Origin of the sequence: Pseudomonas furukawaii (assembly GCF_002355475.1) — a bacterium.
Taxonomy (GTDB): domain Bacteria; phylum Pseudomonadota; class Gammaproteobacteria; order Pseudomonadales; family Pseudomonadaceae; genus Metapseudomonas; species Metapseudomonas furukawaii.
In genome coordinates this window covers 688,845-712,736 of the sequence record NZ_AP014862.1, presented here as the reverse complement: position 1 = coordinate 712,736, position 23,892 = coordinate 688,845, and the positions used below count along the sequence as shown (strand labels likewise).

At 68.4% G+C, this 23,892-nt stretch carries 25 protein-coding genes and 1 riboswitch; of the genes, 12 read left to right on the top strand and 13 right to left on the bottom strand.

All coding sequences use genetic code 11. The features are described from left to right. The first annotated feature begins 62 nt into the window (after positions 1 to 62). The 4 genes from KF707C_RS03310 to dxs all read left to right on the top strand — a co-directional run bounded on the left by KF707C_RS03310 (position 63) and on the right by dxs (position 8,070). The gene (locus tag KF707C_RS03310) at positions 63 to 1,754 is read left to right on the top strand and encodes an AMP-binding protein (protein ID WP_004420506.1); all 1,692 of its coding nucleotides are present in this window, start codon (positions 63 to 65) and stop codon (positions 1,752 to 1,754) included. Next, positions 1,751 to 5,020, top strand: a complete 3,270-nt coding sequence (locus KF707C_RS03305) for an acetyl-CoA carboxylase family protein (protein ID WP_004420508.1) — start codon at positions 1,751 to 1,753, stop codon at positions 5,018 to 5,020. The genes KF707C_RS03310 and KF707C_RS03305 overlap by 4 nt, the downstream gene beginning before the upstream one ends. A 375-nt stretch (positions 5,021 to 5,395) precedes the next feature. After that, positions 5,396 to 6,052: a winged helix-turn-helix domain-containing protein gene (locus tag KF707C_RS29565; protein WP_004420511.1), complete on the top strand. Its 657-nt coding sequence runs from the start codon at positions 5,396 to 5,398 to the stop codon at positions 6,050 to 6,052. Between the two features lie 122 nt (positions 6,053 to 6,174). Continuing rightward, positions 6,175 to 8,070 (top strand): 1-deoxy-D-xylulose-5-phosphate synthase, encoded by a 1,896-nt coding sequence (gene dxs, locus KF707C_RS03295; RefSeq protein WP_004420513.1) that lies wholly within the window; start codon positions 6,175 to 6,177, stop codon positions 8,068 to 8,070. Positions 8,071 to 8,206: 136 nt separating this feature from the next. Here the strand turns inward: dxs and KF707C_RS03290 are convergent, their stop codons facing one another. The 12 genes from KF707C_RS03290 to nrdR form a co-directional block, all read right to left on the bottom strand. Beyond that, entirely contained in the window at positions 8,207 to 9,004 is a 798-nt protein-coding gene (locus KF707C_RS03290; RefSeq protein ID WP_004420514.1) for a cobalamin-binding protein, read from the bottom strand. Beyond that, a complete protein-coding gene (locus KF707C_RS03285; protein WP_004420515.1) occupies positions 9,004 to 9,420 on the bottom strand; it encodes a hypothetical protein in 417 nt (138 codons plus the stop codon). The genes KF707C_RS03290 and KF707C_RS03285 overlap by 1 nt, the downstream gene beginning before the upstream one ends. Beyond that, positions 9,417 to 10,031, bottom strand: a complete 615-nt coding sequence (gene ribA / locus KF707C_RS03280; protein ID WP_004420516.1) for a GTP cyclohydrolase II — start codon at positions 10,029 to 10,031, stop codon at positions 9,417 to 9,419. Before ribA ends, KF707C_RS03285 begins: the two co-directional genes overlap by 4 nt. A gap of 109 nt (positions 10,032 to 10,140) precedes the next feature. Further along, complete coding sequence (locus KF707C_RS03275) at positions 10,141 to 10,794, bottom strand: retropepsin-like aspartic protease family protein (RefSeq protein WP_004420517.1); 654 nt, start codon at positions 10,792 to 10,794, stop codon at positions 10,141 to 10,143. Between the two features lie 65 nt (positions 10,795 to 10,859). Then, positions 10,860 to 11,360: a phosphatidylglycerophosphatase A family protein gene (locus KF707C_RS03270; protein WP_004420518.1), complete on the bottom strand. Its 501-nt coding sequence runs from the start codon at positions 11,358 to 11,360 to the stop codon at positions 10,860 to 10,862. Further along, positions 11,353 to 12,321: a thiamine-phosphate kinase gene (thiL, locus tag KF707C_RS03265; protein ID WP_004420519.1), complete on the bottom strand. Its 969-nt coding sequence runs from the start codon at positions 12,319 to 12,321 to the stop codon at positions 11,353 to 11,355. Before thiL ends, KF707C_RS03270 begins: the two co-directional genes overlap by 8 nt. Positions 12,322 to 12,339: 18 nt before the next feature. Then, entirely contained in the window at positions 12,340 to 12,813 is a 474-nt protein-coding gene (gene nusB, locus KF707C_RS03260; protein ID WP_004420520.1) for a transcription antitermination factor NusB, read from the bottom strand. Beyond that, positions 12,810 to 13,286 carry a 6,7-dimethyl-8-ribityllumazine synthase gene (gene ribH / locus KF707C_RS03255; protein WP_004420521.1) on the bottom strand — a complete coding sequence of 159 codons (477 nt, stop codon included), beginning with the start codon at positions 13,284 to 13,286 and terminating at the stop codon, positions 12,810 to 12,812. Before ribH ends, nusB begins: the two co-directional genes overlap by 4 nt. A 62-nt stretch (positions 13,287 to 13,348) precedes the next feature. Next, positions 13,349 to 14,443 carry a bifunctional 3,4-dihydroxy-2-butanone-4-phosphate synthase/GTP cyclohydrolase II gene (ribBA, locus tag KF707C_RS03250; protein WP_004420523.1) on the bottom strand — a complete coding sequence of 365 codons (1,095 nt, stop codon included), beginning with the start codon at positions 14,441 to 14,443 and terminating at the stop codon, positions 13,349 to 13,351. 18 nt (positions 14,444 to 14,461) lie between these two features. Further along, positions 14,462 to 15,124, bottom strand: coding sequence for a riboflavin synthase (locus tag KF707C_RS03245; protein ID WP_004420525.1), 663 nt, complete (start codon positions 15,122 to 15,124; stop codon positions 14,462 to 14,464). A gap of 219 nt (positions 15,125 to 15,343) precedes the next feature. Beyond that, positions 15,344 to 15,502, bottom strand: a riboswitch (FMN riboswitch). Positions 15,503 to 15,593: 91 nt separating this feature from the next. Further along, positions 15,594 to 16,700: a bifunctional diaminohydroxyphosphoribosylaminopyrimidine deaminase/5-amino-6-(5-phosphoribosylamino)uracil reductase RibD gene (gene ribD / locus KF707C_RS03240; RefSeq protein ID WP_004420526.1), complete on the bottom strand. Its 1,107-nt coding sequence runs from the start codon at positions 16,698 to 16,700 to the stop codon at positions 15,594 to 15,596. Further along, complete coding sequence (gene nrdR, locus KF707C_RS03235; protein WP_004420528.1) at positions 16,700 to 17,164, bottom strand: transcriptional regulator NrdR; 465 nt, start codon at positions 17,162 to 17,164, stop codon at positions 16,700 to 16,702. The genes ribD and nrdR overlap by 1 nt, the downstream gene beginning before the upstream one ends. 113 nt (positions 17,165 to 17,277) lie before the next feature. Between nrdR and KF707C_RS03230 the strand changes: the two genes are divergently transcribed. The 3 genes from KF707C_RS03230 (at position 17,278) to trxA (ending at position 19,351) form a co-directional block, all read left to right on the top strand. Further along, positions 17,278 to 17,706 carry a YbaY family lipoprotein gene (locus tag KF707C_RS03230; RefSeq protein ID WP_004420531.1) on the top strand — a complete coding sequence of 143 codons (429 nt, stop codon included), beginning with the start codon at positions 17,278 to 17,280 and terminating at the stop codon, positions 17,704 to 17,706. Continuing rightward, positions 17,703 to 18,356 carry a class I SAM-dependent methyltransferase gene (locus KF707C_RS03225; protein ID WP_036991346.1) on the top strand — a complete coding sequence of 218 codons (654 nt, stop codon included), beginning with the start codon at positions 17,703 to 17,705 and terminating at the stop codon, positions 18,354 to 18,356. Before KF707C_RS03230 ends, KF707C_RS03225 begins: the two co-directional genes overlap by 4 nt. 125 nt (positions 18,357 to 18,481) lie before the next feature. Next, the gene (trxA, locus tag KF707C_RS03220) at positions 18,482 to 19,351 is read left to right on the top strand and encodes a thioredoxin (protein WP_004420534.1); all 870 of its coding nucleotides are present in this window, start codon (positions 18,482 to 18,484) and stop codon (positions 19,349 to 19,351) included. Between the two features lie 75 nt (positions 19,352 to 19,426). Here the strand turns inward: trxA and KF707C_RS03215 are convergent, their stop codons facing one another. Continuing rightward, positions 19,427 to 19,777 carry a hypothetical protein gene (locus tag KF707C_RS03215; protein ID WP_004420536.1) on the bottom strand — a complete coding sequence of 117 codons (351 nt, stop codon included), beginning with the start codon at positions 19,775 to 19,777 and terminating at the stop codon, positions 19,427 to 19,429. A gap of 108 nt (positions 19,778 to 19,885) precedes the next feature. Between KF707C_RS03215 and KF707C_RS03210 the strand changes: the two genes are divergently transcribed. The 5 genes from KF707C_RS03210 to KF707C_RS03190 all read left to right on the top strand — a co-directional run bounded on the left by KF707C_RS03210 (position 19,886) and on the right by KF707C_RS03190 (position 23,821). Continuing rightward, positions 19,886 to 20,449 (top strand): DUF2796 domain-containing protein, encoded by a 564-nt coding sequence (locus tag KF707C_RS03210; protein WP_004420537.1) that lies wholly within the window; start codon positions 19,886 to 19,888, stop codon positions 20,447 to 20,449. A gap of 40 nt (positions 20,450 to 20,489) precedes the next feature. Continuing rightward, positions 20,490 to 21,197 (top strand): ABC transporter ATP-binding protein, encoded by a 708-nt coding sequence (locus KF707C_RS03205; protein WP_004420540.1) that lies wholly within the window; start codon positions 20,490 to 20,492, stop codon positions 21,195 to 21,197. Between the two features lies 1 nt (position 21,198). After that, complete coding sequence (locus KF707C_RS03200) at positions 21,199 to 22,461, top strand: ABC transporter permease (RefSeq protein ID WP_004420541.1); 1,263 nt, start codon at positions 21,199 to 21,201, stop codon at positions 22,459 to 22,461. A gap of 7 nt (positions 22,462 to 22,468) precedes the next feature. Further along, the gene (locus KF707C_RS03195) at positions 22,469 to 22,987 is read left to right on the top strand and encodes a DUF3299 domain-containing protein (RefSeq protein ID WP_004420543.1); all 519 of its coding nucleotides are present in this window, start codon (positions 22,469 to 22,471) and stop codon (positions 22,985 to 22,987) included. Between the two features lie 162 nt (positions 22,988 to 23,149). After that, complete coding sequence (locus KF707C_RS03190) at positions 23,150 to 23,821, top strand: OmpW/AlkL family protein (protein WP_004420545.1); 672 nt, start codon at positions 23,150 to 23,152, stop codon at positions 23,819 to 23,821. Positions 23,822 to 23,892: the final 71 nt, after the last annotated feature.

The following is a 23,892-nucleotide window of genomic DNA, read 5'->3' as shown; positions in this document are numbered from 1 at the left end:
TGGTCCGCTGCTTAGGATCACCTCATCCCCCGCCACAAGAACAACGACCGCGAGGCAGACAGATGAACGAACGCGACTACCTGAGCGAACTCGCCCGGCTTCGGGAACGGTCCTGGCCCGCCGGCCTGCCCCGCTCGCCGGAGTATCCCCTGGGCGAGCGCCCCCTCACCGAGTACCTGCGGGAATGGGCCCGGCGCCAGCCACGCAAGACCGCGCTGCACTTCTACGGCCATGACACCAGCTGGGCCGAACTGGACCGGCTGAGCGACCGTTGCGCCGTGCTGCTGGAGGAACTGGGCGTTGGGCCGGGAGACCGGGTGGCGGTGTTCATGCCCAACTGCCCGCAGCTGCACATCGCCTTCTGGGGCATTCTCAAGCTCGGCGCCGTCTATGCACCGGTGAGCCCGCTGTCCAGGGGGCTGGAGCTGGCCTACCAGTTGAACGACAGCGAGGCCGAGGTGCTGCTGTGTTTCGACCAGTTGTTGCCGGTGGTGCGCCTGGTGCGTGAAGAAACCCCCTTGCGTCATGTCATCGCCACCAGCCTCAGCGAACTCTGCCCCGACACGCCGGAGCTGCCGGTACCGGACCTGTTGCGGGCACCCAAGCTGGTCGCTGATGACGCCCTGGATTTCTACTCCGCCCTGGCCGCCACCAAGGGCACGCCTCCCGCCCATCCGCCCTGCCTGCACGCCTTCGCCGCGCTCAACTACACCGGCGGCACCACGGGCCTGCCCAAGGGCTGCATCCACAGCCACGGCGACATGCTCTACACCTGCGCCAGCTTCGTCCCGGTGGCCCTGGGCCTGACGCCCGACTCGATATCCCTGAACTTCCTCCCGGAGTTCTGGATCGCCGGAGAGAACGCCGGCCTGCTGTTCCCCGTCTTCGCCGGCTGCAGCCTGGTGCTGCTGGCCCGCTGGGACGCCCTGGCTTTCCTCGGCGCCGTCCAGCGTTACCGCGTCAGCCACTGCGGCCTGCTGGTGGACAGCGCCGCCGAGGTGCTGGAGCACCCGCGCCTGGACGAATTCGACCTGGGTTCCCTGCAGCGGGTCGGGGCCATCTCCTTCGTCAAGAAGCTGACCCCGGAGTACCGCCGGCGCTGGCACGAGCGCACCGGCTGCAACCTCTATGAGTTCGCCTTCGGGATGACCGAAACCCACACCTGCGACACCTTCACCTTCGGGCTGCAGGACGATGACTTCGACCTGCGCCAGGCCCCGACCTTCGTCGGCCTGCCGGTGCCGGGCACCGAGTTCAAGGTCTGCGACTTCGAGACCGGCGAACTGCTGCCCCTGGGCACCGAAGGCGAGCTGTGCCTGCGTTCGCCGTCCCTGTTCAAGGGCTACTGGCGGCGCCCCGAGGCCAGCACCGAGGTCCTGCGGGAGGGCTGGCTGCGTACCGGCGACCTCGGCGTGATCGACGCGCAGGGATTCATCCGCTACCTCGGCCGGCGCAAGGAGATGCTCAAGGTCAACGGCATGAGCGTGTTCCCCAGCGAACTGGAGGCGCTGCTCGGCCAGCACCCGGCGATCCTGGCCAGCGCGGTGATCGGCCGTCCCGACCCGGAGCGCGGCCAGCAGCCGGTGGCCTTCATCGTGCTGCACCCGGGCAGCGGCGAGAGCGCCGAAGGGCTCGCCGCCTGGTGCCGCGAGTCCATGGCCGGCTACAAGGTGCCGGAGATCCGCCTGGTGGAGGCCCTGCCGATGACCGCCACCGGCAAGGTGAAGAAGAACGAACTGGAAGCGCTGCTGTGAACCGACCCATCGCGAAACTGCTGATCGCCAACCGTGGCGAGATCGCCATCCGCATCGCCCGCGCCGCCGCCGAACTGGGCATCACCAGCGTGGCGGTCTACGCCGAGGACGATGCCGGCTCCCTGCACTCGCGCAAGGCCGACTGCGCGGTGCCCCTCTCCGGCCGAGGCGCCGCGGCCTACCTGGACGCCGAGCAACTGGTGGACATCGCCCGCCAGCAAGGCTGTGACGCGGTGCATCCCGGCTACGGCTTCCTCAGCGAGAACGCCGACTTCGCCCAACGCTGCGAGGAAGCGGGCATCGGCTTCGTCGGGCCGAGCGTGGAGACCCTGGCCCTGTTCGGCGACAAGGCCCGCGCCCGCGACCTGGCCGCCCGCTGCGGCCTGCCCCTGGCCGCCGGCAGCAATGCTGCCACCAGCCTGGAGCAAGCCCGCGCCCTGCTGGCGAAGGGCCCCATCATGCTCAAGGCCCTGGCCGGTGGCGGCGGGCGCGGCATGCGCGCGGTGCGCGAAGCCGGCGAACTGGAGGAAGCCTTCCAGCGCTGCCAGTCGGAAGCCCGCGCCGCCTTCGGCAATGGCGACCTCTACGTGGAACGGCTGATCGAACAGGCCAGGCACATCGAGGTGCAGGTGCTGGGCGATGGCGAGCGCGTCAACCATCTCTGGGAACGGGACTGCAGCCTGCAGCGCCGTCACCAGAAGGTGATCGAGATCGCCCCGGCGCCGGCGCTGCCCGCCGGCCTGCGCCAGCGCATCCTCGAAGCGGCGCTGACCCTGGCCGCCAGCGTCGGCTACCGCGGCATCGGCACCTTCGAGTTCCTGGTGGACGAGGCGCGGGGTGATTTCGTGTTCATGGAAGCCAACCCGCGCATCCAGGTGGAGCACTGCATCACCGAGGCCATCACCGGCGTCGACCTGGTCCAGGCCCAGCTGCGGCTGGCGGCGGGCGCCCGGCTGTGCGAACTGGGCCTGCTGGAGCCCGTCGCCACCCGGGGCTTCGCCGTGCAGCTGCGGATCAACCTGGAAACCATGCAGGCCGACGGCAGCGCCCGTCCGGCCGGCGGACTGATCAGCGCCTACGAGCCGCCGAGCGGCCCCGGCATCCGCGTCGACGGCTACGGCTACGGCGGCTACGCCACCAGCCCCAGCTACGACTCGCTGCTGGCCAAGCTGATCGTCCAGGGCGACGACCTGCCCTCCGCCCTGCGCCGGGCCTATCGCGCCCTCTGCGAGTTCCGCCTGGAAGGCGTGGCGAGCAACATCCACTTCCTGCAGAACCTGCTGCGCCGCGCGGAACTGATGAAGGGCGTCGACACCCGCTTCATCGAACGCAGCATCGGCGAGTTGCTGGCGCCTCGGGAGCAGGCGCACCCGCACCTGTACATGAGCGGTGCCGCGTCGGCTGGCGACAAGCCTGCCGGCGGGGTCGACGCCCCGGCCGGTTGCGTGCCCCTCAACGCGCCCAGCCAGGGCGTGCTGGTCAGCCTGGACGTGCAGGTCGGCGATGCCGTCGCCGCCGGCCAGCCGGTGGCGGTACTGGAAGCGATGAAGATGGAGTTCGTGGTCAAGGCGAGCCAGGGCGGTATCGTCCGCGCCGTCGCCGTGGCGCCGGGCGACAGCCTGTTCGAGGGCGCACCGCTGCTGTTCATCGAGCCGGCCGAGGTGACGGACGAGGGCCCCCGGGACGAGGAAAGCCTGGACCTGGCCCATATCCGCGCCGACCTCGCCGAAGTGCTGGAACGCCACGCCGTCACCCGCGACGAGCGCCGCCCCCAGGCGGTGGCCAAGCGCCGCAGAACCGGCCAGCGCACCACCCGCGAAAACCTCGACGACCTGCTCGACCCCGGCAGCTTCATCGAGTACGGCGCCCTCGCCCTGGCCGCTCAACGGCGGCGGCGCCCCCTGGAGGAACTGATCCAGCAGAGTCCCGCCGATGGCCTGGTGGCCGGCATCGGTACGGTGAACGCCGGGCACTTCGGCGATGAAGCCGCCCGTTGCATGACCATCGCCTACGACTACACGGTGTTCGCCGGCACCCAGGGCGTGATGAACCACAAGAAGACCGACCGCATGCTGGGCCTCGCCGGGCAGTGGCGGCTGCCCCTGGTGCTGTTCGCCGAAGGCGGCGGCGGCCGGCCCGGCGATTCCGACTTCGTCGGCGTGGCCGGCCTGGACTGCCACACCTTCGTCGCCATGGCCCGGCTCTCCGGCCAGGTGCCGCTGGTGGGCGTCGTCTCCGGCCGCTGCTTCGCCGGCAACGCCGCCCTGCTGGGCTGCTGCGACGTCATCATCGCCACCCGCAACGCCAGCATCGGCATGGCCGGCCCGGCGATGATCGAAGGCGGCGGCCTGGGTCGTTTCAGCGCCGAGGAAGTGGGGCCCACCCGCGTCCAGGCGCCCAACGGGGTCATCGACGTGCTGGTGGAGGACGAGGCGGAAGCGGTCCGGGTGGCCCAGCAGTACCTGTCCTATTTCCAGGGCGACCTGGCGGACTGGGAGTGCGCCGACCAGCGCCTGCTGCGCCACGCCATTCCCGAAAACCGCCTGCGGGTCTACGACATCCGTGCCCTGATCGAGACCCTGGCGGACCAGGGCTCGATGCTGGAGCTGCGTCGGGAGTTCGCCCCCGGCCTGGTCACCGCCTTCGTCCGTATCGGCGGCAAAGCCTTCGGCCTCATGGCCAACAACCCCATGCACCTGGGCGGCGCCATCGACGCCCAGGCCGGCGACAAGGCCGCGCGCTTCATGAAGCTGTGCGATGCCTTCGGCATTCCCATGGTCTCCCTCTGCGATACCCCCGGCTTCATGGTGGGCCCGGAGTCGGAGAAGCAGGCCACGGTGCGCCATGTCTCGCGGATGTTCGTGGCCGCCGCCGGGCTTTCGGTGCCCTTCTTCACCCTGGTGCTGCGCAAGGGCTACGGCCTGGGCGCCCAGGCCATGGCCGCGGGCAGCTTCCACTCGCCACTGTTCACCGTCGCCTGGCCCAGTGGCGAGTTCGGCGCCATGGGGCTGGAAGGTGCGGTACGCCTGGGATACGCCAAGGAGCTGGCGGCCGTAGAAGACCTGGCGGCTCGGGAGGCGCTGTTCCAGAAAATGGTGGCCAAGGCCTACCAGAACGGAAAGGCCATCAACATGGCCAGCTTCCTGGAGATCGACGCCGTGATCGACCCGGAGGAAACCCGGCGCTGGCTGCTGCGCGGGCTCAGTGCGGCCACGAACGCGAAACGAGGAGAGGAGCGCCCGCGCGGATTCGTCGACACCTGGTAGCCAGTCCGGGCGACAGAGCCGAATTCGGCAATCGCTGTCCTGAAATCAGGGCTGGTCTGTTCAAAAAGCGAGGGGCTTCCTTACCGAAGCCCCTCAATACCTTCAGATACGTCCTACAGACGATTTTCTACAGAAACTTGGCATTTTCCCGCCTATCTGGCGGACATTCACCGAAAATCGCCCTTTCATACCTGACCAACAACGCGATTCCTACGCATATGTTGAAATTTCCCCCTTCTGAATAAGCTGTGCGCTGACACCAAATCATCAAGGTCCCGCCACCAACTCCCTATCCTCTCCCTCACCGGCCCGGGGACCCGAGCCCCAGGGGAGCGCCACTCGACGACAACGACAACAAGGTGACGGGAGGGAACCATGTCGTATCTGACCATCAAGACCGGCACGCCAGGTTGCCTGGCCCATTTCTATCCGGCGAAGTACCGGATCGACCTGATCGACGAGCAACGGCGACAGCGGATCGACCTGAGCTTCGCCGGCAGCCGGGTGCTGGAGTGCCTGCTGGACGCTGCGGGCGAAGTGGTGTCCCGCGAGGCACTCCTCAGCCATGCCTGGGCCGATCGGGTCGTCAGCCAGGGCAGCCTCAACCAGCAGATCCATACCTTGCGCCGCCTGCTGCACGACAAGGACCGTCGCCGCATCATCCAGACGCTGCCCAGCCGGGGCTATCTGTTCAACCCGGAGTTCCTGGTCCCCGGGACGGAGCGCGCGTCGATCCCGGACCCCGCGGAGAGCCGGTCCAGGCCAATGGCGGCCCCCACCCCCGGGGTCGTCGGAACCAGGGCGACACGACGGCGGCGAACCTGGAGTCTGCATGGGGCATGGGCCCTGGCCCTGCTGCTTTCCAGCAGCCTGGTCGCGCCCGGCCTGCGCCCGATGCCCCTGCCCTTCATCCATCAGCCCCTGGACTATCATCCCGTCGGCCACCGCTACGCCGGGACCAGCGGCTTGCCCCAGAGCGAACGGCCACGCGAGGCGCCTTTCATCAGCCTCCGACCGGCCCGGCATCCATGATCCGAAACCGGGGCGCGGGGCGCCCGGACCCGCCGCCCAGCGCGACGCTCCACGCGTCTTGGGCATGGAAAGGCGCATCAGGTAAACTGCCCCATCTTTTTTTGCCCATAACGATTAGCCTGATGCCCACGACGTTCCACGAGATTCCCCGCGAACGCCCTGTCACGCCCCTGCTTGACCGCGCGACGACGCCGGATCAGCTGCGCCGGCTAGGCGAGGCGGAGCTGGATACCCTGGCCGACGAACTGCGCCAGTACCTGCTCTATACCGTCGGCAAGACCGGTGGGCACTTCGGTGCCGGCCTCGGCGTGGTGGAACTGACCATCGCCCTGCACTACGTCTACGACACGCCCGACGACCGGCTGGTCTGGGACGTGGGCCACCAGGCCTATCCCCACAAGATCCTCACCGGCCGCCGCGAGCAGATGGCCACCCTGCGCCAGAAGGACGGCGTCGCCGCCTTCCCGCGCCGGGCGGAAAGCGAGTACGACACCTTCGGCGTCGGTCACTCCAGCACCTCCATCAGCGCCGCGCTGGGCATGGCGATCGCCGCCCGCATGCAGGGCTCGGAGCGCAAGTCCATCGCCGTGATCGGTGACGGCGCGCTGACCGCCGGCATGGCCTTCGAGGCGCTGAACCACGCCTCGGACGTGCAGGCCGACATGCTGGTGATCCTCAACGACAACGACATGTCGATCTCCCGCAATGTGGGCGGCCTGTCCAACTACCTGGCGAAGATCCTCTCCAGCCGCACCTACGCCAGCATGCGCGAAGGCAGCAAGAAGGTGCTCTCGCGCCTGCCCGGCGCCTGGGAGATCGCCCGCCGCACCGAGGAATACGCCAAGGGCATGCTGGTGCCCGGCACCCTCTTCGAGGAACTGGGCTGGAACTACATCGGCCCCATCGACGGCCATGACCTGCCCACCCTGATCGCCACCCTGCGCAACATGCGTGATCTCAAGGGCCCGCAGTTCCTCCATGTGGTGACCAAGAAGGGCAAGGGCTTCGCCCCGGCCGAGGCCGATCCCATTGGCTACCACGCCATCACCAAGCTGGAGCCCATCAAGGCCCCGGCGACGCCGAAAAAGCCCTCCGGGCCGAAGTACTCCAATGTGTTCGGCCAGTGGCTCTGCGACATGGCCGGCCAGGACCCGCGCCTGGTGGGCATCACCCCGGCGATGAAGGAAGGCTCCGACCTGGTGGCCTTCGCCGAGCGCTTCCCGGACCGCTATTTCGACGTGGCCATCGCCGAACAGCACGCGGTCACCCTCGCCGCCGGCATGGCCTGCGACGGCGCCAAGCCGGTGGTGGCCATCTATTCCACCTTCCTCCAGCGCGCCTACGACCAGTTGATTCACGACGTGGCGGTGCAGAACCTCGACGTGCTCTTCGCCATCGATCGCGCCGGCCTGGTGGGCGAGGACGGCCCCACCCATGCGGGCAGCTTCGACCTCTCCTACCTGCGCTGCATCCCCGGCATGCTGGTGATGACCCCGAGCGACGAGAACGAGCTGCGCCTGCTGCTGACCACTGGTCACCACTTCGAAGGCCCCGCCGCCGTGCGCTACCCGCGTGGCAGCGGCCCGAACAGCCCCATCGACCCGGAACTGAAGACGGTGGAGATCGGCAAGGGCGTGGTGCGTCGCCAAGGCTCGAAGGTGGCGCTGCTGGTCTTCGGCGTGCAGTTGGCCGAGGCCCTGCAAGTGGCCGATGGCCTGGATGCCACTGTGGTGGACATGCGTTTCGTCAAACCCCTGGACGAGGCCCTGGTACGCGAGCTGGCCGGCAGCCACGAGCTCCTGGTGACCGTGGAGGAGAACAGCGTGATGGGCGGCGCCGGTGCCGCCGTCAGCGAGTTCCTCGCCCGAGAGAACCTGCTGAAGCCGATCCTCCATCTGGGCCTTCCGGACTACTACGTGGAGCATGCCAAACCGGCGGAAATGCTCGCCGAGTGCGGCCTGGACGCAGCCGGTGTCGAGGCTTCGGTGCGCACGCGGATGGCGCTGCTGGGGCTCTGACGGCCCAATCGGTGCGCGCGGCGCTCCCTACCCGGAGCTCTGCCGCACCGGACTGGCGCCGCCGGTGGATGGAAAAGCACCATCCCCCCTTTACGCAGGGTGCGCCATGCGCACCTCACCGCTCTCGGGACGCGCGCTACTTCGCGGCGTCCAGCAGGCGGCACAACCGATCGGTGGCCTGCAGCATCTGGAAACTCGGCCGTTCCAGGCCTCGGTCGGGCACCGCCCAGACCTGTCCCTTCTTCACCGCCGTCAGTTGCGGCCAGTCTTTCCAGGCACTCGCCTGGCCGGGTTCGCTCACCAGGATCACCGCTGGATCGCGCTGCAGCACCGCTTCCACGCTCACCTGGGGCGCCGGCAGCGGCAGCTCCGCGAAGACGTTCTCCGCACCGCAGACCCGCAGGGCGTCACTGACGATCTGTCGCCCGCCCAGGGTGTACAGCGGCCTGTCCCAGACCTGGTAGAAGACCCTCAGGGGCACGGGCCGCCGGTGGCGCTCGCGCAGCGCCGCCAGACCGCTCTCGAAACGCCTGGCCAGGCGATGCCCCTGGTCGGCGCGGCCGATGCGCTCGCCGATCTCGATGAAGGAGCGGGCCAGTTGCTCGAGGCTGCGGGGCTCCACCACCAGTTGCGCGATCGCCAGGTCCTTGAGCTGGGCGCGTCCGGCGGCGCCGACGCTGTCGGGCCAGAGCAGCACCAGGTCGGGCTGGAGGCTGAGCAGGGCCTCGGCCTGCAACTGGCCATAGCGACCGACTGAGGGCAGGTCGGCCAGGGCCGGGGGACGCTCGCCGCCATCCAGCACCCCTACCAGCAGGTCGGCGGCGCCCAGGTCGAGCATGGTTTCCGTGAGGGAAGGTGCCAGGCTGACCACCCGCAACTGCGCGGCAGCGGGCAGTGCCAGGCACAGCAACAGGCAGGCGAGCAGAGGGCGCATCAGCCCAGCTGACGGGGGATTCGATAGAGGTAGAGCATCACCAGGCTGCTCATGGCCAGCAGGAACAGCGCGACGCCGTTGAGGTTCACCGGCACCGCCAGGGCCGCGACCCAGGCCGGCAGGGAGGCCACCAGCATGGCCTTGGTGCGACAGCGCCCCAGGGCATCCCAGGCCGCCGCTTCGTCCGGACCGTCGAGGGCGGCCTCGGTGGCCACCAGGGCACGCTTGTAGGCCGCGAAGCACCTGAGGCTGGGGAAGAGCGACAGGAGGCCGACGATGAACAGCGGCATCTGCGCCGCCGGCAGGAGGTCCAGGTCACCCAGGAAGGCGTTCATCAGGAACAGCGGCGCGAGGGTCAGCGGCAGTTGCCGCCACCAGGCCAGGCTCAGGCGGCGGCGGGCGTCGGCACGGCTCACGACTCGGCTTCCGCCTGGTGCAGGTTGCCCAGCATGTGGCCGAGCTTGCCGGCCTTGGTCGCCAGGTACTTGCGGTTGTGCTTGTTCATCCCGGTCTGCAGCGGTACGCGCTCGGCCACCTTGAGGCCATAGCTTTCCAGGGCCTTCACCTTGCGCGGATTGTTGGTCATCAGCTTGATGGCGCTGATGCCCAGGTGCTCGAGCATCGGCTGGCACATGGCGTAGTCGCGCTGGTCGGCGCCGAAGCCCAGGCGCTCGTTGGCTTCCACGGTGTCGGCGCCGGCATCCTGCAGCTCATAGGCGCGGATCTTGTTCAGCAGGCCGATGCCACGGCCTTCCTGGCGCAGGTAGAGCAGCACGCCACAACCGGCTTCGGCGATGGCGCGCAGGGCCCCTTCGAGCTGGAAACCGCAATCGCAGCGCAGGCTGAACAAGGCGTCGCCCGTCAGGCACTCGGAGTGCAGGCGGCCCAGCACGGGTTCGCCGCTGGCGACATCGCCCAGGGTCAGGGCGACGTGCTCCTTGCCGCTGGCCTCGTCGAGAAAGCCGTGCATGGTGAACACGCCGAACGGCGTGGGCAACTGGGAGGCGGCGACGAAAACGACGGACACCGTAGAACTCCTGGAAATGGGCAAGGGCGGCATTGTAACAGCAGCGCCAAGCCGTCGGTCAGACTGAATAGTGGGGGATTTTCATCGAATGGATCGAAGGACGCCGGCGCTAGAACTTCGACTCCAGCAGCAGCACGCCCTGGTCCTCGCGCCACTTCACCCGGTTGAGGAAACTCATGCCCAGCAGGACCTCCACCGGCGCATCGCCCTCGATCACCGCGCCTTCCACCCCGAGCACCTCCAGGCCGCCCACCTTCACCCGATCGAAGGTCACGCGCCAGGCGTTCACCGTGCCAGCGGCGGTGCCCGCCTTCATGGGCTGGCCTTTCATCCGGTAGTCGATCCCCAGGCGGCGGGCCTGGTGTTCGTTCATGGCCACGCTGGTGGCGCCGGTGTCCACCAGGAACTGCACCGGGTGGCCTTCGATGGAGCCGGCGACCTGGTAATGGCCATTGTTGCCACGGGCGATGCTCAGCTGGGCCCGTTGCGGCGCGGCGGACATGCCGGCGGGGTTGTACTCGCGGGACAGCCCGTAGCGGCCCTCGACGCCGTCCACCCGCAGTACCGCACCCTGGCTGTCGGCGCTGATCACCTGGACGCCGCCCGGGCCGGTCTGCCCCACCTTCACCAGCTTGCGCTGGCCGTCCACGTTGAGCACGACGGCGCCGGGGAACAGGCCCACCACCTGGACCTGGGTGGCCAGGGCCAAGGCGGGACAGAGCGCCGTCAGCAGGACGGCGACCTTCAGGTCAGGACGCGACATGGGGCTTCTCCCGTTCTTTATCGAAGGCTTTGGGCTGTTTTCGGCGCTGGAAACCGGCCCCTGTTCTAGGCCAGCCCCCAGATGATGAGCTGCATCGCCAGCCAGGCGAAGACACCGGCCAGCACATCGTCCAGCATGATGCCCACGCCGCCGTGGACATGCTTGTCGATCCAGCGGATCGGCCAGGGCTTGGCGATGTCCATGACGCGGAACACCAGGAAGCCCAGCAGCAACCACTGCCATCCCTCGGGCACCAGCCAGAGGGTGATCCACATGCCCACCATCTCGTCCCAGACGATGCCCTCGTGGTCATGGACCCGCAGGTCGTCGGCCACCCTGCCGCACAGCCAGAAGCCGAACAGCATGGTGACGCCCAGCATCAGCCAGTAACCCCAGTCCGGCAGCATCTGCCAGAGGGGGATGAAGGGCAGCGCCACCAGCGAACCCCAGGTTCCCGGCGCCTTGGGCAGGGTCCCGGAACCGAACCCGAAGGCGATGAAATGCCAGGGATTGCTCCAGACCGAATGGGGGATGGGTTGCGGCGTGGCCGATTCGTGATCAGTCACCTTGACTCCCGAAATGTTGATAGCCCAATACCGGCGGCAGCAGCTCCGCACCCGTGGAATCCAGCAGGTGCACGCCCTGTCCGGCGTCGACGCGGCCGATCACCGCCATCTCCGGCCACAGGCCCTGGACAGCGGCGAGCTCCGTGGCAGGCAGGGTAAAGGCCAGCCGGTAGTCGTCGCCACCGGCCAGCGCACACTTGAGGGCGAAATCCCTCGGATGGAGCGCCGTCAACGCCGGCGACAGCGGCAGGCGGGACTGATCCACCCACAAGGCGACGCCCGATGCCTTCGCGATATGGCCGCAATCGGCCAGCAGGCCATCGGAGATATCCAGCGCCGCCGTGGCCCGGCCGCGCAGGGCCTGTCCCAGCGCCAGCTGCGGTTGCGGCGACCAGTAGCGCGCCAGCAGGTAGTCGGCATGCGCGCCTTGCGCCTCACGCTGCCCCAGCACCAGCGGTAACGCCCCGGCGCCATCGCCCAGGCTGCCGCCCACGCAGAGCAGGTCCCCCGGCCGCGCGCCGGCACGGGTCAGGGCCCCGCCGGCGGGTACGCGGCCGAGGACCGTGAGGGTCAGGCTCAGGGGACCTCGGGTGGTGTCGCCCCCCACCAGGCCGAGGCCGCAACCGCGCGCCATGGCGCAGAGGCCACGGGCGAAGCCGTCGAGCCAGTCGGCGCGGGCATCGGGCAGGGTCAGGGCGAGGGTGAAGGCGACCGGGGTGGCGCCCATGGCTGCGAGGTCGCTGGCGGAGACCGCCAGGGCTCGCTGGCCCAGCAGGAAGGGGTCGGCGGCGTCGGGGAAATGGACCCCGGCCACCAGGGTGTCGGTGGAGATGGCCAGCTGTTCGCCGGGGGGCAGTTGCAGCAGGGCGCAGTCGTCGCCGATGCCGAGGGCAATGCCTTCGCCGCCCGCGGCACAGGCCGCGGAGGCGAAGAATCGACGGATCAGCTCGAACTCACCCATTCACAGGGAGGCGCGGGCTCAGCGCTTGCCGCCGCGGACTTCGGCGGCACGCAGGCGCGGCGCCAGCTTGTCCAGCACGCCGTTGACGAACTTGTGTCCGTCGGTGGCGCCGAACACCTTGGCCAGCTCGATGCCTTCGTTGATCACCACGCGGTAGGGCACGTCCACGCGGTTCATCAGCTCGTAGGTGGACAGGCGCAGGATCGCCAGCTCCACCGGATCGACCTCTTCCAGGGCGCGATCCAGGCAGGGCAGGAAGGCCTCGTCGATCTCGGTCTTCTGGCGCGGCACGCCGTGGAGGATCTCGTGGAAGTAGGCGCCGTCTACCTGGCTGAAATCGTTGTCGACGCGGAACTGCGCCTCGATCTCGTTGAGGGCCTGACCGGCGATGTGCCAGGAGTAGAGGGCCTGCATCGCCAGGGTACGGGCCTGGCGACGGGCTGCGATCTTGCCTTTCGGTGCCTTGGGCGCCGAACCTTCTGTGTTGCTCACTTGGCCTCCAGGGCAGCCAGCAGGCTGACCATCTCGAGGGCGGACAGGGCGGCTTCCGCGCCCTTGTTGCCGGCCTTGGTGCCGGAGCGCTCGATGGCCTGCTCGATGGAATCGACGGTCAGGACGCCGAAGGCGACCGGTACGCCGAACTCCATGGACACCTGGGCCAGGCCCTTGGTGCATTCACCGGCGACGTATTCGAAGTGCGGGGTGCCGCCACGGATGACCGCGCCGAGGGCGATGATGGCGGAGTACTCGCCTTGCTGGGCGACCTTCTGGGCCACCAGCGGGATCTCGAAGGCACCCGGGGCGCGGATCAGGGTGATGTCGTCTTCGCGGACACCGTGGCGAACCAGGGCGTCGACGGCGCCGCTCACCAGGCTTTCCACGACGAAGCTGTTGAAGCGGCCGACCACCAGGGCATAGCGGCCTCTGGGGGCGATGAAGGTACCTTCGATGGTCTTCAGGGACATGGGCGAGTTCTCGTCAATTAAAGAGCTGGGGCCCCGGCCTTGATGGCCGGAGCCCTGCGGGATCATTCAGCGGGCAGGTATTCTACAACTTCCAGGTCGAAACCGGATATCGCGTTGAACTTCATCGGCGAGCTCATGAGGCGCATCTTGCGCACCCCGAGGTCGCGGAGAATCTGCGAACCGGCACCGACGGTGCTGTAGGTGGTGGGGTTGGTGACCTTGGTCTCGGTGCCCAGCTGACGCTCCAGGTGGGCCAGCAATTGCGGGCCGGTGAGCGGGTTGCCCAGCAGCAGCACCACACCGCTACCGGCGGCGGCCACTTCCTTCATCGCCGCGCGCAGGCTCCAGCGCCCCCCCTGGTTGACCATGAACAGGTCCCGCAGCGGGTCCATGTTGTGCACGCGCACCAGGGTCGGTTCTTCCGGGCTGATCTCGCCCAGGGTCAGGGCCATGTGGATATCGCCTTCCACGGCGTCGCGGTAGGTCACCAGGTTGAAGTGGCCCAGTTCGCTGTCCAGGGGCTGCTCGGCGATACGCTCCACGGTCCGCTCGTGGATCAGGCGGTAGTGGATGAGGTCGGCGATGGTGCCGATCTTGATCCCGTGCTCGGCCGCGAAGGCCTCCAGCTCCGGACGGCGGGACATGGTGCCGTCGTCGTTCATGATCTCGCAGATCACCCCGGACGCCTCGAAGCCGGCCATGCGCGCCAGGTCGCAGGCCGCCTCGGTGTGGCCGGCGCGGGCGAGGACGCCACCGGGCTGGGCCATCAGCGGGAAGATGTGGCCAGGGCTGACGATGTCCTCGGCCTTGGCGTGCTTGGCGGCGGCCACCTGCACGGTACGGGCGCGGTCGGCGGCCGAGATGCCGGTGGTGACACCTTCGGCGGCCTCGATGGAGACGGTGAACTTGGTGCCGAAGCCGGAGCCGTTGCGGGGAGCCATCAGCGGCAGCTTGAGCAGCTCGCAACGCTCGCGGGTCATGGGCATGCAGATCAGGCCACGGGCGAACCTGGCCATGAAATTGATGTGCTCGGCCTGCACGCACTCGGAGGCCATTATCAGGTCGCCTTCGTTCTCGCGGTCCTCGTCATCCATGAGGATGACCATCTTGCCCTGGCGGATGTCTTCGATCAGTTCGTCAATGCTGTTGAGAGCCATGGGCCCTCCTTCTTGAATTCAGTGTTTGAGGTAGCCGTGTTCGGCGAGGAAACTTTCGGTCAGGCCGGAGGCGGCGGGTTCGGCGGCCTTGTCGCCGAGCAGCAGGCGCTCCAGGTAACGGGCCAGCAGGTCCACTTCCAGGTTGACCCGGCGACCGGGGCGGTAGTCGACCATGATGGTCTCCGCCAGGGTGTGCGGAACTATGGTCAGTTCGAACTCGGCGCCATTGACCGCGTTCACCGTCAGGCTCGTGCCGTCGACGGTGATCGACCCTTTCAGGGCGATGTACCTGGCCAGTTCACGCGGCGCGCGAATCCTGAATTGCACCGCGCGGGCGTTGTCCTCTCGCGCGATGACTTCGCCGATGCCATCCACATGGCCGCTCACCAGGTGGCCGCCCAGGCGGCTGGAGGGGGTCAGGGCCTTCTCGAGGTTCACCGGGCTGCCCGGCTTGAGGTCGTCGAAGGCGGTGCGGGCCAGGGTTTCACGGCTGACGTCGGCCCAGAAACCGTTGCCGGGAAGCTCCACGGCGGTCAGGCAGACACCGTTGACGGCGATGCTGTCGCCGAGCTTGACGTCGCCGAGGTCCAGCTTGCCGGTTTCCACCAGGACGCGGACGTCGCCGCCCTTCGGCGTGATGGCGCGAATGGTGCCGATGGCTTCGATTATTCCGGTGAACATGGGACCTCCAGAGCGTACGACGAACCGGCCTGAGCCGGCGAAAGACGCATTATAGGCGTCCGCCCTTCAGCCGCGCGCGGGCGAACCGCCGGCGCCGGAAGGATGCGGGATGGTGCATGTGACATCGATGGGACTCCTGTTTCGTGAAAAACAGGGCATATCGGATCGAAGGGGACCTGACCGGCAGGGGCGCGGACGCACCTCGGCCCTGGCAGGCTATCCCGTTCTCTCTTCATCCGGACTGTTACCGTCGGCCCCGGGATCACACCGGGTCTGCTGACCTTCCCGTCGCCGTGGCGGCCGGGAAGCGCTCGCGGGCTAGGCATCGAGGATGCCATCACCGCCGGTGGGGACTTGCACCCCGCCCTGAGAACGTTTCAGCCCGTTCGCGGGAACGGGCTGGCAGGCGTTTTATCACAGTCACGGGGATTGTGCATCGGCTGTCGCGGCCATGTGCCACGACCCGGATTCAGGCAGGAAGTCGGGGCACGGCGATGACTCGCCAGTCCTCTCCCACGGCGCGCACCTCGACGATGCTCAGTTCCGGCGCCTCGGCCATCCGCTCCAGCGGCCAGTCCAGCAGGGGGCGGGCGCCGGAGCCGAGGAACTTGCCGGCGAAGAAGATCTGGTACTCGTCCACCAGACCGGCCTGGGCGAAGGCGCCCGCCAAGCGCGGGCCGGCTTCCACCAGCACCTCATTGACACCACGGGAAGCCAGCGCCTCCAGCAGGCGACGCAGATCCACCCGGCCATCGGCGCCGGGAACAGCGATCAGCTCATGCCCCGCCGGCGCCTCCCGGCCTTCGAGGGCGGTGGCCACCAGGGCCGGTCCGGCCTGGAAGAAAGGCACGTCTGACGGTACCCGCAGGCGACCGTCCACCAGCACCCGTAGCGGCGGGCGGCTGGCGGCCAGCGCCGTGAGTTCGGCGTCCAGGCCCAGCTCGTCGGGGCGCACGGTCAGGCGGGCGGCATCCATCAGCACCGTGTCGGCGCCGGTCAGCACCACACTGGCGCGCGCCCGCAGGCGTTGCACGGCGGCACGCGCGGCCGGACCGGTGATCCACTGGCTTTCGCCGCTGGCCATGGCGGTGCGGCCATCCAGGCTCATGGCCAGCTTGACCCGGACGAAGGGCAAGCCCTGCTCCATGCGCTTGATGAACCCGGCGTTCAGGGCTTTCGCTTCGGCCTCCAGGACCCCGCTGGACACCGCGATGCCGGCGTCCTCAAGACGTTTGAGGCCGCGCCCGGCCACCTGCGGGTTGGGGTCCTGCATCGCCGCCACCACGCGGCCCACGCCCGCCGCCACCAGGGCATCGGCGCAGGGCGGCGTGCGGCCGTGATGGCTGCAGGGTTCCAGGGTCACGTAGGCCGTGGCGCCACGAGCCCGCTCGGCGGCCTGGCGCAGGGCGTGGACCTCGGCATGGGGTTCGCCGGCGCGCACATGCCAGCCTTCGCCCACCACCTGGCCGTCGCGGACGATCACGCAACCGACTCGGGGATTGGGATGGGTGGAGTAGAGCCCCTTGCGCGCCAGCTCCAGGGCGCGGGCCATGAAGGCCTGATCCTGGCCGGCCATCAGTCTTTGGACGGTTCGCGGGCCAGGCGCTCGATTTCCTCGCGGAATTCGTTGAGATCCTGGAAACGACGGTAGACCGAGGCGAAACGGATGTAGGCGACCTCGTCGAGCTTCTGCAGTTCGGCCATCACCAGTTCGCCGAGGACGCGGGACTTCACCTCACGCTCGCCGGTGGCCCTCAGCTTGTGCTTGATATGGGCGATGGCGGCTTCCAGGCGCTCGATGCTCACCGGGCGCTTTTCCAGCGCCCGCTGCATCCCGGCGCGCAGTTTCTCCTCGTCGAAGGGCTGGCGGCTGCCGTCCTGCTTGATCAGGCGGGGCATCACCAGTTCGGCGGTCTCGAAGGTGGTGAAACGTTCCTCGCAGGCCAGGCATTCCCGGCGGCGGCGCACCTGATCGCCCTCGGCGACCAGCCGGGAATCAATGACCTTGGTGTCATGGGCGCCGCAGAAGGGACAGTGCATGGCGTTCGCTGGGCATCGATGAAAAAAGGGGGTCCATGGTAGCGCATCCCCAAGGCAAGACAAGCCGAGGGCTTTAGGCTATAAGGCCCGCGCACAGAGAACAGGAAGCCACGATGCGCCGACTCCTATCCCTCCTCCTCGCCACCCTGCTGGCCGGCTGCGCCAGCGACGAGCCCGCCCCCCGGCAGGCCCCGGCGGCCGCACCCGAACCCTGGATCGAAGCCACCCCGGCCCACCTGCGGGAACTCAGTGGCGTGCTGCAGGTACCGCCCACCGGCAGCGATGTGGAACTGGCCCTGCTGTCCGTGGATACCCGGGATCGTCCCCAACGCCTGCTGGGCAGCCTGACCCTGAACGGCAACGGCGGCCCCCTGCCCTTTCGCCTGCTGTTCAACCCGGCCTACTTCCCCCGGGGCGAACGGGTGGAGCTGCGCGTCCGGGTCAGCCAGTCCGGCCGGCTGATCCAGCGACTGCCGCCCGTGCCCATTCTGCAGCCGGACTCCCGCGCCCTCGGCCCGCTGCAACTGGTACCGGCGCCATGACGCCTCCCGACGTGCTGCAGCAGGCCATCACCGAGTTGCTGGGAGACGCCCGGCTGAGCGCGGAAACGCTGCCCGGCACCGACCTGCGCCTCTGGCTGATCGATCCTGACAACATGGATCGGGCCTTCAGCCCGGAGGAAACCCGACGCATCCTCGAAGAACCGCCCTACTGGTGCTTCTGCTGGGCCAGCGGCCTGGCCCTGGCCCGCTGGCTGGCGGACAAGCCGGAGTGGGTGCGGGGCAAGCGGGTACTGGACTTCGGCGCCGGTTCAGGCGTCGCCGCCATCGCCGCGGCCAGGGCCGGCGCTCAGGAAGTGGTGGCCTGCGACCTGGATCCGCTGGCCCTGGCATCCTGCCGGGCCAATGCCGAATTGAACGGCGTGGAACTCCAGTACTCCGACGACTTCTTCCGGGAGGAGGATCGTTTCGACCTGGTCATAGTGGCCGATGTGCTCTACGACCGCGCCAACCTGCCGCTGCTGGACCATTTCCTGACCCGCGGCCGCCAGGCCCTGGTGGCCGACTCCCGGGTCCGCGACTTCCAGCACCCGCTCTACACCCGCCTGGCGGTGCTGGACGCCTGCACCTGGCCGGACCTGGCCGAGCCGGCGGAATTCCGCAAGGTGAGCCTGTACCACGCGATTCGCTGAAGGGTGCCCTTGCGGGCATCGCTTCGCGGCCGGGCCAACTGCACCCTTCGTGCTCGCGCGGGCATATTCATCCCCCACCGCCGGCCGTATCATTCGCCCACCCCTTCGCGCCACCGAGAACTCCGATGAGCGACACGTCCTATATCTTCGACGCCACCAGTACCGACTTCGAGCAGTCCGTAATCCAGAACTCCTTCCACAAGCCCGTACTGGTCGACTTCTGGGCGGACTGGTGCGCCCCCTGCAAGGCCCTGATGCCGCTGCTGGCGCAGATCGCCGAGTCCTACCAGGGCGAGCTCCTGCTGGCCAAGGTGAACTGCGACATCGAGCAGGACATCGTCATGCGCTTCGGAATCCGCAGCCTGCCCACCGTGGTGCTGTTCAAGGACGGCCAGCCGGTGGACGGGTTCGCCGGCGCCCAGCCGGAGTCCGCCATCCGCGCCATGCTCGAGCCCCACGTCCAACCGCCCGCCACCCCCGAGGGCAACCTGCTCGATGCCGCCCAGGCCGCCTTCAGCGAGGGCCGCATCGCCGAGGCGGAGAACCTGCTCAAGCAGTTGCTCACCGAGGACAACACCAACGCCGCCGGGCTGATCCTCTACGCCCGCTGCCTGGCCGAACGCGGTGAACTGGGCGAGGCGGAAACCGTCCTCAACGCGGTGAAGAGCGATGAGCACAAACAGGCACTGGCCGGCGCCCGCGCCCAACTGACCTTCCTTCGCCAGGCGGCCGACCTGCCGGAAGTGGCCGACCTTAAATCGCGCCTGGCCCAGAATGCGGGAGACGACGAGGCGGCCTACCAACTGTCGGTCCAGCAACTGGCCCGCCAGCAATACGAGCCCGCACTGGACGCCCTGCTGAAGCTCTTCGTGCGCAATCGCGGCTATGAGAACGGCCTGCCCCACAAGACGCTGCTACAGGTGTTCGACCTGCTCGGCAACGACCATCCGCTGGTCGCCACCTACCGTCGCAAGCTGTACAACGCGATCTACTGATCGGCCAAGGGAGCCCGGCTTCCGTCTCGCGGGTCGGGCTTCCAAGCCGCGAGGCAGTCACCCCGGCTCCGTCGATCACCCTTTCCACCGGTACAGCGGCGCATCCTCGCCCGCGTCCACCTGCACCTCGGCGCAGTGGCGCAGGCGCACCAGCAGGCGCTTGCCCGCCGCCGGCCCGCCCGCCAGCGCCTCGAGGGCCGCCAGCAGGCGTGGCCCCTCCATCTGCCCGGCCTCGCGCAACAACTGCCGCGCGGTGTCCCACAACGCATCGTTGCGCGGAGCCGCGACCGGGCCCGTGGCCATCGACGCGGCCGGGGCCTGGGTCTCGAGACTCAAGCGGCTGGCCAACCGGTCCCAGTCCTCGGCCTCCATCTCCACCGTCAGGTCCACCGGCCAATCGCCGATCCGTCCTCGTATGCGCAGCATCTCTGGCTCCTCCAGGAATCGATGGGCAATGCTCCCACGGCGCTGGCAGGCTGCCTACATTTGTTATAACGTAACCCACTCTTTCACCCCCGCCTGGAGGTTCCCTCGATGCATCGCCTGCTGCTCGCCCTGCCCTTCGCCCTGCTGCCGCTGGCCGCCCAGGCTCATGAGCACGACCACGACCACGAACATGGCAGCCTCGCCGCCCACGAGCACGGCGTGGCCCGACTGAACGCGGCACTGGACGGCAAGACCCTGGAGCTGGAGCTGGAAAGCCCCGCCATGAACCTGGTGGGCTTCGAGCACGCCGCCCGGAGCGACGCCGACAAGGCCAAGGTCGCCGGTGTCCGCGCCAGCCTGGAGCAGCCCCTGGCACTCTTCGACCTGCCTGCCCAGGCCGGCTGCCGAGTCAGCGCCCAGGAGCTGGAGAGCCCGCTGTTCGGTGACCATGACCATGACAAGGCCGACGACCATGCGCACGAGCACGAGCACAGCGATATCCACGCCCACTACCAGCTCGAATGCGCCACGCCTTCCGCACTGGAGTCCCTGGACCTCGCGCCCCTGTTCAAGCAGTTCCCCGCCACCCAGAAAATTCAGGTACAACTCATCGGCCCCAATGGCCAGCAGGGTGCGGAGCTCACGCCCTCCAGCCCCCGCCTGAGCTTCTAACCCGCCACAGAACCCGCCGGGGCAACCCGGCGGTTTTCCCATGAGCCAGACACTGATCGAACTCCAGGGGCTGGGCTTCGCCTGGCCCGGCCACCCGGAACTGCTGGACATTCCCGAGTTCCACCTCAATTTTGGCGAAAGCCTCTTTCTCAAGGGCCCCAGCGGCAGCGGCAAGACCACCCTGCTGGGCCTGCTGGGCGGTGTGCAGAAACCGGGACGCGGTTCCATCCGGCTGCTGGGCCAGGACCTGGCGAGCCTGTCCGCCAGCGCCCGCGACCGCTTCCGCGTCGATCACACCGGCTACATCTTCCAGCAGTTCAACCTGCTGCCCTTCCTCTCGGTCCGCGAGAACGTCGAGTTGCCCTGCCGCTTCTCCCGGTTGCGGGCCGAGCGCGCGTGCCAGCGCCACGGCAGCGTCGACAACGCCGCCGCCACGCTGCTGCGCCACTTGGGCTTGAAGGAGGACCTGCTGCTGCGCCGCGCCGACGCCCTGTCCATCGGCCAGCAGCAACGGGTCGCCGCTGCCCGCGCGCTGATCGGCCAGCCGGAGCTGGTGATCGCCGACGAGCCCACCTCGGCCCTGGACGCCGACGCCCGCGAGGCCTTCCTCGGCCTGCTGTTCGCCGAATGCCGCGAAGCCGGCTCCAGCCTGCTGTTCGTCAGCCATGACCAGAGCCTGGCGCCGCTGTTCGACCGCAGCCTGTCCCTGGCCGACCTGAACCGGGCCGCGCGCCTGGAGGAAGACTGAGATGCACCTGCTGAGACTGGCCCTGGCGAGCCTCGCCAACCGCCGCTTCACCGCCCTGCTCACGGTCTTCGCCATCGCCCTCTCGGTCTGCCTGCTGCTGGCCGTGGAGCGCGTGCGCACCGAAGCCCGCGCCAGCTTCGCCAGCACCATCAGCGGCACCGACCTGATCGTCGGCGCCCGCTCCGGCTCGGTGAACCTGCTGCTCTACTCCGTGTTCCGCATCGGCAACGCCACCAACAACATCCGCTGGGACAGCTTCGAGGCCATCGCCCAGGACAAGCGGGTCAAATGGGCCATTCCCCTCTCCCTCGGCGACTCCCACAAGGGCTACCGGGTGATGGGCACCAGCCCCGCCTACTTCGAGCACTATCGCTACGGGCGCGGCCGCTCCCTGGCCCTGGCCGAGGGCAAGCCGTTCAGCGACCTGTTCGAGGTGGTGCTCGGCGCCGAAGTGGCCGAGGCGCTGAAGTACAGGCTGGGGGACCGCATCGTGCTGGCCCACGGCGTCAGCACCGTCAGCCTGGTGCAGCACGACGACAAGCCCTTCACCGTGGTCGGCATCCTCGAACGCACCGGCACGCCGGTGGATCGCACCCTGCACATCTCCCTCGCGGGCATGGAGGCGTTGCACGTGGACTGGCAGAACGGCGTGCCCGCCCGGGGCGCCGGCAAGGTCAGCGCCGAGCAGGCCCGTGCCATGGACCTGCAACCCAAGGCCATCACCGCCTTCCTGTTGGGCCTGAACAGCAAGATCGCCACCTTCGCCCTGCAACGGCAGATCAACGAGTACCGCGGCGAGCCCCTGCTGGCGGTGCTTCCCGGCGTCGCCCTGCAGGAGTTGTGGAGCCTGATGGGGACCGCCGAGAAGGCGCTGTTCGTGGTCTCGCTGTGCGTGGTGCTCACCGGGCTGATCGGCATGCTCACGGCCATCCTCACCAGCCTCAACGAGCGCCGGCGGGAAATGGCCATCCTCCGCTCCGTGGGCGCACGCTCCTGGCACATCGGCAGCCTGCTGGTGCTGGAAGCCTTCAGCCTGGCCCTGGCCGGTGCGGCACTGGGGCTGGGCCTGCTGTACCTGGGGATCGGCCTCAGCCAGGGCTACGTGCAGGCCAGCTACGGCCTCTACCTGCCGCTGGCGCTGCCCAGCCCCTATGAGTGGACGCTGCTCGGCGCTATCCTGAGCGCCGCCCTGCTGATGGGCGCGGTGCCAGCCTGGCGTGCCTACCGGCAGTCACTGGCCGACGGCCTGTCCATTCGCCTGTGAGTCCCCCATGAAACCCATCCTGCTGGCCCTGCTGCTGACCCTCTCCTCCCCGCTCTGGGCTGGCGAGGCGCGTGAGCTCACCTGGTCGGAAATGATCCCCGAAGGCGCCCCGCCGCCCCCGCCACCGGCGCCCATCCATGACCTGTCGCAACTGGGGGACACCCTCAACGCCGAGGCCGGTCCCGCCGCCGGCCAACAGTCGCCGGCGGCCCCCGTGGTCGAGTCGCTGGATGGCCAGGAAGTGAAGCTGCCGGGCTACATCGTGCCCCTGGACGTGACCGAGGAAGGCCGCGTCACCGAGTTCCTGCTGGTTCCCTATTTCGGTGCCTGCATCCATGTGCCGCCGCCACCGTCCAACCAGATCGTCCACGTGAGGAGCGAACTGGGCGTGCTGATGGACGCCCTCTACCAGCCCTTCTGGATCGAGGGCCCGATGCAGGTGAAGCCCAGCAGCAGCGAGCTGGCCGAAGCGGGCTACCAGATGGAAGCCAGCAAGATCTACCCCTACGAGTCGCCCTCCAGCTGAGTGCTTCGGGACGGGCTTGATCGCGAACGCCTTTTCGCGGGCAAGCCCACTGATACGACAGTGCGCTTCCCGCCGGCACATTGCTCTGGATCAAGATACGAAGCTAGCTAATTACCGAAACTGGCCCCAGTCCAACACACTTAGAACCGACTGGAGCTTTCCATGCGCAAGCATCTTCTCACCGCCTCCCTGCTCGCCCTCGCCATCGCCTCGCCCCTGGCCCAGGCCCACAAGGCCGGCGATGTGATCATCCGCGCGGGCGCCGCCACCGTTGATCCGAACGAAGACAGCTCCGCCCTGTCCATCGCGGGCGGCAAGGTGGGCGGCACCAAGGCCACCCTCGACAGCGACACCCAGCTGGGCCTGACCGGCACCTACATGCTCACCGACCATGTCGGTCTGGAACTGCTGGCCGCCACCCCCTTCAAGCATGAAGTGGGCGTCAAGGGCCTCGGCGCCCTGGACGGCAAGCTGGGCGACATCAAGCACCTGCCGCCGACCCTCAGCCTGCAGTACTACCCGATGGACCCGGGCTCCGCCTTCCAGCCCTACGTCGGTGCCGGCCTGAACTACACCCTGATCTTCGACGAGAGCCTGACCGGCCAGCGCAAGTCCCAGGGCTTCAGCGACCTGGAACTGGACGACTCCTGGGGCCTGGCCGCCCAGGTGGGCATGGACTACATGCTGACCGACAACGTCCTGCTGAACGCCGCCGTCTGGTACATCGACATCGACACCACCGCCACCACCGACCTGGCCGGCGTGGGCAAGGTCAAGGTCGACGTGGACGTGGACCCCTGGGTCTACATGGTCGGCGTCGGCTACAAGTTCTGAGGTCACACACTCCCTGGGGATCACTCCCTGCTTCAAGGCGCCTTCGGGCGCCTTTTTTGATCGTCGGGAAT